We start from the raw sequence: 6,359 nt of genomic DNA on the forward strand, positions 1-6,359 counted from the left end.
TGTCATTGGGTGGCTCCTTTCCCAGCAGTCGATAACAACTGCACTTTGGCACGTTCGATACCGGTGGAGCAGGAGCCATCCACCTCATCCGGTTTGGGCCGCTAGTACTGGTAAGTCCTTTTCGGGTCGTTACGCTTACCAAGTTGTCTTCTGCCGACTTGCGGGCCACGTGTAGTATCGTAAGTTAAGCGCCAGCATCAGAGAGGGCATGGAATGAGCTGGACGGAATATCTCGATACACACCAATCGCGCTTTGTCGAAGAGCTGTGTGACTTCATTCGTATACCGTCGGTTTCAGCCAAACCCGAAAACGCAGGCGATGTTCAAAAAGCCGGGCAGTGGGTCGTTGATCGGCTGGTTGCGGCGGGAATGGAAAACGTTCAGATGATGGAGACAGCAGGCCACCCGGTGGTCTGTGCCGATTGGCTGCATGCTGGACCCGATGCACCCACAATCCTGATCTATGGCCATTTTGACGTACAACCGGCCGAACCTTTTGATCTCTGGTCTTCGCCTCCGTTCGAGCCGACGATCCGCGGGGATCGGATTTACGGGCGTGGGGCGACAGACGATAAAGGTGCCATGCTAATCCCAATCCTTGCCGCCGAGGCTTTGCTGGTGGAGACTGGGAAATTGCCTGTCAATGTCCGGTTTTTCTTTGAAGGCCAGGAAGAGATCGGGTCCCCCGACCTTCCACCTTTTATCGAGGCAAATCTCGACCGGCTTCAGGCTGATATGATCTTCTCCGCCGATGGCAGCCAGTGGGATACCGAGACTCCACAACTGGTTTTGGGTCTGAAAGGGCTCACCTCGCTTGAGATCTCGGTTCAGGGCGCGAAATCTGATCTGCATTCCGGTATGCATGGCGGCGGTGTCGCAAACCCCGCGATGGCGCTGGCCCAGTTGCTGGCCAGCATGAAATCGACCGATGGTCTGATCACGGTGGATGGCTTCTACGACGATGTCGTAGAATTGACCGATGAAGATCGCGCGGCAATAGCACGGGTGCCCTGGGACGAGGCGGCCTATCTGGCCCAGACCGGAGCGCCAGCAACCTTGGGTGAGCCGGGATATTCCACACGTGAAAACCTGTGGGCACGTCCAACGCTTGAGGTGAACGGGCTGACCAGCGGTTGGCAAGGGGAAGGTACAAAGACCGTTTTGCCCGCGTTGGCCTCGGCCAAGATAACTTGCCGACTGGTCGCAAACCAAAATCCCGAAAAAGTCTTTGACCTGATCTCAGCCCATGTCGAAGCTCACTGCCCGCCTAGTGTGACGGCTCAGGTGTCTCGCAATCCTGGTCGCGCGGACCCTTTCCTAGTACCAGCCGGACACAACGCAACCGCAATCGCGGGGCAGGTCCTCGAAGAGGTTTATGGCAAACCCGCGTACAAAACCCGTGTTGGAGGCTCGATCCCTGTGATGTCGACCTTACTTGACGAGCTAGGTTTGCATGCCGTTATGTTTGCGTTTGGGCATGAAGATGAAAACCAACATGCCCCGGACGAGTTCTTCCGTCTGCCAACCTTCCGGCGCGGCCAAACAGCCTATGCTCGGTTGATGGAACGTTTGGGTGAATAGGCTTCCGCAGCCTCGGTTCACCCATTTTCACAAGCTTCCGACATCACGGCATGGGTGCGGTCAGTGACATACCGCACCTCTGGAAGAAATTGGTCTTCATGATGCGTGACCAGCCACTGATCATGTTCCAGATCATCAATCAAAGGTGAGACTGCTTTAAGACACCGGCAGCGGGTTTCCGAATATGAGCTGTTTAAGCCTATGCTCTATGACTGTCAGAAACTGATGAAACCCTGCGGCACGATCCGAAATGACTCGGAGTTTGTGGGCTCCAACTCAAAGGTGATTGTTGGACCTATTCTGTCGCACAGAGTCGAAACCGAGCGGTTGCACGCATTGATCTATCTACGCTTTACAAAGCGGGATATGAAAACGTTATGGCTCTCTATCATCCTTCGCCGCCTCTGCTTTCCGGGTTTTTGCCCGAAGAAGATGGCCACTCTGTGTTTTGGCAGACGTTCGGTAACGAAAATGCGCCAGCTATCGTGTTGCTGCACGGAGGGCCCGGGGGCGGCACGCGACCGCAAATGGTTCAGTTGTTCGATCCGGAACTTTGGCACATTGTCACAATCGACCAAAGGGGGGCAGGGCGATCGACACCGCATGCGGGCGACAGCGTGGACGCCCTCAATGCGAATACAACAAAACACTTGATCCACGATCTAGAGCGTCTGCGCATCCGTTTGAGGCTGGCGAATTGGTGCATCTATGGTGCTTCATGGGGTACCACGCTGGCGGTGGCTTATGCGCTTGAGCATCTGGAGCGGGTAAACGGTCTGATCCTGGCTGCAGTTGCAATGACATCGCGCGAAGATCTCGACTTTCTTTATTTTGGCGCTCGTCGCTTTTTGCCAGAAGCACATGAAGAGTTCCACGCGCTGGTACCAGACGCCCGAGACGGAATTGAAATTGCGGCAGGCTATAACGATCTTCTCGTGGGTGAAGATGCAGGTTTGCGATCCGCTGCTGCGTTTGCGTGGTGCAAATGGGAAGCCGCCGTAGTAAGCTTGGACCCGCGGGTAGAACGCAATCCATCTTATGAAGACGAACGCTTTCGGCTCGGTTTTGCAAGGATCGTCACACATTACTTTCAAAATCTTGCCTGGCTTGACATGCCGCTGTTGGAACAGGCCCACAAACTTGCCGAACTGAAGATACAACTTATACACAGTCGGCTCGACCTCTCGGCTCCGTTTTGGACACCTTGGCGTCTGCATAAGGCCCTGCTCCGATCGGAACTTGTCGTTGTTGCGGGTGGATTGCACGGAACGCTCTATGGCCCCCTTGCCGACGCCATCATCGCCGCAGCGAACAAAATGCAGCAGTCGCAATAGCTCGCCATCAGGGCAATGACAGATTTCCACTTTCGTCCCGGACGCATTAAAGTGAGGGTGTTTTTTCTGTCTTCTCAGTCAGCGACAGGGCTAGATAGACAGAAATAGCGTTAAGTACGGCCAACACGGTTAATGGGATAAGAACGCTTTGGATTTGCGCCACCAGGCCAAGCACCGCGGCGAAAATGATCCCGCCGATACCAGCCGCCGCGTCCGAGAGCGCGACCATATAGGGGCGATTGCTGTCAGACGACATCGAAAGCAGGTACAAGTACCGGCCTTCAGTTTCTCCTCCGATCCCAAAGGACAGAAAAAAGATCGTTGCGGCATAAACCCAAGGATTGCTTGCCAGACCGAACAGGTCAAACCCGATCGCCATAAGCGCGGAAAGGCACGCAATTAATGACGCACCGGCGATTGTGTATCGGATCGACTTGCGCACAACCCGCCGCCACAATACGGCACCAAGCGCGCGTCCAGCGCTTGTTGCCGTTACAAAGATGGTCAGTATGTGCGGAGTAGAAAGATGAAATGTCGCCGCATGAATAGTGTAGAATGGCGTGGCCAGTTCGACTGACAAAAAGAACAATCGCGCGACAAGGAAGCGGCGGAACCACGCATATTGCAGCGCCAGGGACCAACCACGCAAAACCTGATTGAAAAAAGACTCTTTTTCCTCTGGAACCTCTGGATCGCTAACCTCGTCCGGAGTTTTTGTAAGCACAAGTCGGAACATGCAAAAGCACGAAACCAAAAGTGCCAGCACACCCAACCAAAGCAAAACGCGATGACGCTCGAACGGAGTTTCTCCAACCATCAGCGCCCGTGTGGCCCACACAAGGGCGATTGCAATAATACAACTGAAGGCCAGTTGCGTGAAGACGATCTGCCCGCGCTCTTCTTCTTCGAGTTCCGCCCCATAGATGTGGTTGCTGCCCAAAGCCCAGATTCCGTAGCAGCTGCCCACGATCAAGGACACCAACACAAACAGCACCATGACGACCCCATCGGAAAGGGCTGCACCCGACAGGGCCAAGATGGCCAGGACTAAAGCAATGACGAGATTGGGAAGTATCATCGCTTTTTTGGAGCGATCCCCCACGCGCACATAAGGCGACATCATGGCTTCAGCGACAATCCGGGCACCTTTGACACATGGAAGTAGCAGCCCGGCGAGAAATTGCGGTGCCCCCAGCGCAAGATATAGAAACGGAAGCACAATGCTCGGGCTGGCAAGAATGTCGGACAAGGAATCAGCGATGCCACCCCAAAGCAGGTATGCGCGGTTCTTTTTTTGCGTCGAACCCGATTTCTTGCCTTCAGCACTCATTTCGTTGAACTTTTTGCCATAGACTGAGCCTCGATCTGCTGGCGTGCAGTGTCGTTGTTGATATCATCATAATCGTAGTTTTTGCGAACTTACCCGATGGAAGGAGTATCAACTAACATGAGTGTTGCAGACCTGTTTGACACCGCTATTGCTCGCCTCGAAGCGCAAGACAAAAAAGCGTTCAACCCGGAGTTCGGTGTTGGCGCATACCGGCATAAGGGCACAAGCTGCTTGTTTGGCGGCATGATCGAAGATGAGTTTTACGAATCCACAATGGATGCGCATGAAGATGAGTTGGGCAACTTCGTCGCCCGATCGCCTGTGCACAAGGCACCAGTGCTGGAAGCAATCCAGGCCTCCACCGGTGTAAGTCTACTTGATCGCCTGACGGTCGAAGACCTCCAAGCCATTCATGATATACACGAAGTGGAGTGGCAACCCGGGCAGTCTTTCAAGGCCCTTCTGCCACGCAAGATTTCAGCCAAGATATGGCGCACGGCCGCCACCAATTAGTTTCGGTGTTTCATTGTATCCTGTTCGAAGTAAATTTAGTTGATTGCAAATTTTGTACGCGCAGCGAACGGCAGGTTTGATGAGTCGCGCGGCAGCGGTTTGACTAATCAGTGAAGGGCCGGTTTGGGCCGTTGGACGTATCGTGGAAAACGGGGCAGGGGCTTGTGTTGCGTCTGCCCAGAGGTCTGCATCGAGCCCAAAAACCCGATGCTGAACCATTAACCAATGTCAGCTTTTGGATGAAAAGGCTTTCGGCAAGTCGAACTTCCAGAGAGGTGTCATGCAGGACCGCGCAGGTCGCTAGCCAACAACCTCTATTGTCGCGCTGGACCTTGCCAGCTTTGCCACATATGATTTCAGTACGCTGACGAACTGGTCGCAAGCATCGCTTGGTTCTGCATGAACCGGGAAAAGAAGCCCAAATGACATCCAGCGTTCAGGCGTGATCGGAACGGTTCGAATGCGGTCTTTGTCCACGTTGGCTGCCACAAGTTCATCCGCGATTGTGACGCCTCCTCCATCGGCGACCAGCGCACATGCCAAGGAAGAAGAGGCCACCTCACAGGTCTGTTTTGGGAGTACGCCTGCGGATCGAAACATGTCATCCAGTTGATCGCGAAGGAGCAATCCGTGCATCAGCCTGACAATTGGAACGTCTGCCAGATCGTCAATGGAAATCTCCTTTAGATTGGCAAGCGGATGGTCGATTGGAATTACTGCCTGTGCTCTTACACGAAGCAATAGCTCGGTTCGGATGTCTGGATGTTCAACGGGCAGCGCCCCAATGCCGACATCGTATTCGCGGCCCGCCAACCACTTTCCGGCTTCCCGACGAGCACGAACGTCCAGGCTGACATTAATATCAGGGTTTCCCCGCACATATTGACCAACAGCAGGAGACGCGAGCGCACGGGCGATGCGGGGCATTGCAACGATCCGGAGGCTTTGTGTGCGGCCTGCCCGGATCTCGGCAGCGATGCCGGGGATTTCGTCGAGATTGTCGAGAATACGCCCCGCTTCGCGATAAAAGGCAAGCCCCTCAGATGTTGCTGTAAGGTTGCGACCACTTCGATCAAAGAGATCAAGTCGCAACTCGCCTTCGAGGCCCGAGATCAATCGGCTCACTGCCGGTTGGGACAGGTGCAATATGTTCGCTGCCGCTGCGAGGGATCCTTCCGACAACGTCGCTCTAAACGCGCGTAGGGCTTTGATATTCATGTTCGTCACCGTCACTTGCATTTAGTGCAAGTAAACTAAACATATTTGCATTTTTCGCAATCCAGCGCGTCTGCTAAATGAAATCAGGAAAGAAAATAGGGAGAACTTCATGAAACGCAGAACGCTTATCTCTGCTGCTTTGGCAGGTTTCGCCGTTGTGGCAACGGCAACCGCCAGTTTCGCGGCCGATTGGCCCAAACGCCCGATCAACCTGATTGTACCCTATAAGGCCGGCGGTGGCACAGACGCTTATGCACGCGCCATTTCAGCCGCCGCCGAAGGCATTCTGGAGTGTTTGACGTCAGCGCCAATGGGACAGTTTAGGGTGATTTGATAAGAGAGGGTTTCTGGCACATCGTAACCACCGAGGAGTGGAGATGAGA

General features: G+C 54.2%; 6 protein-coding genes. 4 read left to right on the forward strand and 2 right to left on the reverse strand.

Annotated elements, in window-relative coordinates; genetic code table 11:
• The first annotated feature begins 213 nt into the window (after positions 1–213).
• The gene (locus ACR0NJ_RS21145) at positions 214–1,581 is read left to right on the forward strand and encodes a dipeptidase (protein WP_480819066.1); all 1,368 of its coding nucleotides are present in this window, start codon (positions 214–216) and stop codon (positions 1,579–1,581) included.
• A 377-nt stretch (positions 1,582–1,958) separates the two neighbouring features.
• Positions 1,959–2,915 carry an alpha/beta fold hydrolase gene (locus tag ACR0NJ_RS21150; RefSeq protein ID WP_480819067.1) on the forward strand — a complete coding sequence of 319 codons (957 nt, stop codon included), beginning with the start codon at positions 1,959–1,961 and terminating at the stop codon, positions 2,913–2,915.
• Between the two features lie 46 nt (positions 2,916–2,961).
• Here ACR0NJ_RS21150 and ACR0NJ_RS21155 read toward each other — a convergent pair whose 3' ends face one another.
• The gene (locus ACR0NJ_RS21155) at positions 2,962–4,245 is read right to left on the reverse strand and encodes a hypothetical protein (RefSeq protein ID WP_480819068.1); all 1,284 of its coding nucleotides are present in this window, start codon (positions 4,243–4,245) and stop codon (positions 2,962–2,964) included.
• A 117-nt stretch (positions 4,246–4,362) separates the two neighbouring features.
• On the opposite strand from ACR0NJ_RS21155, the gene ACR0NJ_RS21160 reads away from it, so the two are divergent.
• Entirely contained in the window at positions 4,363–4,758 is a 396-nt protein-coding gene (locus tag ACR0NJ_RS21160; RefSeq protein WP_480819069.1) for a hypothetical protein, read from the forward strand.
• Positions 4,759–5,058: 300 nt separating this feature from the next.
• On the opposite strand, the gene ACR0NJ_RS21165 is transcribed toward ACR0NJ_RS21160, so the two are convergent.
• Positions 5,059–5,976, reverse strand: coding sequence for a LysR family transcriptional regulator (locus ACR0NJ_RS21165; protein WP_480819070.1), 918 nt, complete (start codon positions 5,974–5,976; stop codon positions 5,059–5,061).
• A 109-nt stretch (positions 5,977–6,085) separates the two neighbouring features.
• Here ACR0NJ_RS21165 and ACR0NJ_RS21170 point away from each other — a divergent pair, with 109 nt between their 5' ends.
• A complete protein-coding gene (locus ACR0NJ_RS21170; protein ID WP_480819071.1) occupies positions 6,086–6,310 on the forward strand; it encodes a hypothetical protein in 225 nt (74 codons plus the stop codon).
• The last annotated feature ends 49 nt before the right edge of the window (positions 6,311–6,359 follow it).

The organism is Ruegeria sp. F11, assembly GCF_056533855.1.

Excerpts from the sequence above, each read along its gene's own strand:
- ACR0NJ_RS21160 (WP_480819069.1), top strand. The coding sequence starts at position 4,363 with ATGAGTGTTGCAGACCTGTTTGACACCGCTATTGCTCGCCTCGAAGCG.
- ACR0NJ_RS21165 (WP_480819070.1), bottom strand. The coding sequence starts at position 5,976 with ATGAATATCAAAGCCCTACGCGCGTTTAGAGCGACGTTGTCGGAAGGA.
- ACR0NJ_RS21150 (WP_480819067.1), top strand. The coding sequence starts at position 1,959 with ATGGCTCTCTATCATCCTTCGCCGCCTCTGCTTTCCGGGTTTTTGCCC.
- ACR0NJ_RS21145 (WP_480819066.1), top strand. The coding sequence starts at position 214 with ATGAGCTGGACGGAATATCTCGATACACACCAATCGCGCTTTGTCGAA.
- ACR0NJ_RS21155 (WP_480819068.1), bottom strand. The coding sequence starts at position 4,245 with ATGAGTGCTGAAGGCAAGAAATCGGGTTCGACGCAAAAAAAGAACCGC.
- ACR0NJ_RS21170 (WP_480819071.1), top strand. The coding sequence starts at position 6,086 with ATGAAACGCAGAACGCTTATCTCTGCTGCTTTGGCAGGTTTCGCCGTT.